The 2,530-nt window shown below is 71.1% G+C and carries 2 protein-coding genes; both read left to right on the top strand.

The features are described from left to right. Positions 1–1,692, top strand: a 1,692-nt coding sequence (locus CQZ88_RS15330) for a ribonuclease J (RefSeq protein WP_102799990.1), incomplete at its 5' end; no start/stop codon positions are given. Positions 1,693–1,768: 76 nt separating this feature from the next. Further along, a complete protein-coding gene (locus CQZ88_RS15335) occupies positions 1,769–2,392 on the top strand; it encodes a TIGR03085 family metal-binding protein (RefSeq protein WP_029543318.1) in 624 nt (207 codons plus the stop codon). Positions 2,393–2,530 lie beyond the last annotated feature (138 nt).

A 2,530-nucleotide genomic window follows, 5' to 3' on the forward strand; every position in this document is an offset into this window, starting at 1 on the left:
GACATGTCGGGGCGCCTCGGCACCCCGCCGAAGGCGCCGCCGAAGGGCCTGCGCGTCGTCGCGCTCGGCGGCATCGGCGAGATCGGCCGCAACATGACGGTCTTCGAGCATCAGGGCCGGCTCCTCGTCATCGACTGCGGCGTGCTCTTCCCCGAGGACCAGCAGCCCGGCGTCGACCTGATCCTGCCGGACTTCCGGCACATCGAGGACCGCATGGACGACGTCGAAGCCGTCGTCCTCACCCACGGCCACGAGGATCACATCGGGGCGGTGCCGTTCCTGCTGCGCCTGCGTCCCGACATCCCGGTCGTGGGCTCGAAGTTCACCCTCGCGCTCGTCGCCGCGAAATGCCGCGAGCACCGGCTGCGGCCCAACCTCGTCGAAGTCGTCGAGGGGGACAAGACCACGCACGGCCCGTTCGAGTGCGAGTACTTCGCCGTCAACCACTCGATCCCGGACGCGCTCGCCGTCGCCGTCCGCACCGAGGCCGGGCTCGTGCTGCACACCGGCGACATCAAGCTCGACCAGTTGCCGCTCGACGGCCGCCTCACCGACCTCGCCGGATTCTCCCGGCTCGGCGACGAGGGCGTCGACCTGTTCCTCGTCGACTCCACCAACGCCGAGGTGCCGGGCTTCGTGATGCCCGAACGCGAGATCGGCGGCGTCCTGGACAACGTCATCGGCAAGGCCACCCAGCGCGTGATCGTCGCGTCCTTCGCCAGCCACGTGCACCGCATCCAGCAGGTCGTCGACGTCGCCGGGCGGTACAACCGCCGCATCGCCTTCGTCGGACGGTCGATGGTGCGCAACATGCAGATCGCGCAGGACCTCGGCTACCTGCGGGTGCCGGACGGGCTCGTCGTCGATCTCGACACCGCCGCGACATTGCCCGACAACCGGCTCGTGCTGATCTCCACCGGCTCGCAGGGTGAACCGCTGTCCGCGCTGTCGCGCATGGCGCGCGGCGAGCACCGCCAGATCAACATCAAGGCCGACGATCTCGTCATCCTGGCTTCCTCCCTGATCCCGGGCAACGAGAATTCGGTGTTCGCGGTCGTCAACGGCCTCGCCAAGCGAGGCGCCACCGTCGTCACCCAGCAGAACGCGAAGGTGCACGTCTCCGGCCACGCCTCCGCGGGCGAGCTGCTGTACCTGTACAACGCGGTGCGCCCGACGAATGCGATGCCGGTGCACGGCGAATGGCGGCACCTGCGGGCCAACGCGGCGCTGGCCGAGGCGACCGGGGTGCCGCGGGACCGGATCGTGCTCGCCGAGGACGGCGTGGTCGTCGACCTCGTCGACGGGCTCGCGGAGATCGTCGGACAGGTACCCGTCGGCCACGTCTACGTCGACGGCCTGTCCGTCGGTGACGTCGGCGAATCGACCCTGTCGGACCGGTTGATCCTCGGCGAGGGCGGCTTCATCTCCATCTCCGTCGCCGTGGACGAGAACGGTCGCGCCGTGAGCACCCCGGGGGTGTCCGGCCGCGGCTTCTCCGACGACCCGGAAGCGCTCTCCGAGGCCGCGCAACTCGTGGACAAGGTCCTCAACGAGCTCGCCGCCGAGGGTATCGACGACGCCCACCGCATCGCCCAGGCGATCCGCCGTGTCGTCGGGCGCTGGGTGTCCGACACCTACCGTCGCCGGCCGATGATCGTGCCGACGGTGATCACCGTCCCGGGCCCGGCGTAGCCGCGCCGGCGCAACCGCACCCTGCCGTGCCGGACGGTCCGGCGCTACCGGACGGTCCGGCACTACAGTGGGCCGCGTGAGCCTCGCCCGTGACGAACGACACGCACTCGTCCGCACCATGACACAGACCGGTCCCGACGCCCCCACCCTGTGCGGGGACTGGACCGCCCGGGACCTCGCCGCCCACCTCGTGGTCCGCGAACGCCGGATCGACACGATGCCGGGCATCGTCCTGCCACCCCTGGCCGGGCACACCGAGCGGGTGCGCGCCGAGGCGGCGGGAGGGTCGTGGGAGCAACTGCTCGCCGACATCGAGTCCGGACCGCCGATCTGGTCGCCGCTGTACCTCGTCGACGGACTCGCCAATGCCGCGGAGATGTTCGTCCACCACGAGGACGTGCGGCGCGCCGCGCCCGGGTGGGAGCCGCGACCGCTCGACCCGTCGACCCAGGACCGCCTGTGGCAGATGGCCCGGCAGGTCGGCCGGCGCGGCTATCGCGGCACCGACGTCACGGTGGTGTTCGAACGCCCCGACGGCACCCGCGCGACGGTCCGGCGTCGCGGGCCGCGCACCGTGGTCCTGCGCGGCGAACCCGCCGAGCTGCTCCTGCATGCGTTCGGCCGTGACGAGGTGCGCGTCGAGACGTCCGGGGAGGCGGCCGACGTCGCGGAGGTCGCCGCATCCGGTCGCGGCATCTGATCCGTCCCGGCGCCGGTGTGACCACCGCGTGCGGCTGATGCCGGTGTTGCGGATGGTTCGGTTGTGGACATTGCGACTAACCTGACGGGTATGGCAGGAAAGTCGGGTGCCCGCGGATCGTCGTCAACGACCTCACGG

Source organism: Rhodococcus sp. ENV425 (assembly GCF_002887785.1).
In the GTDB taxonomy this organism is placed as follows: Bacteria; Actinomycetota; Actinomycetes; order Mycobacteriales; family Mycobacteriaceae; genus Rhodococcus; species Rhodococcus aetherivorans.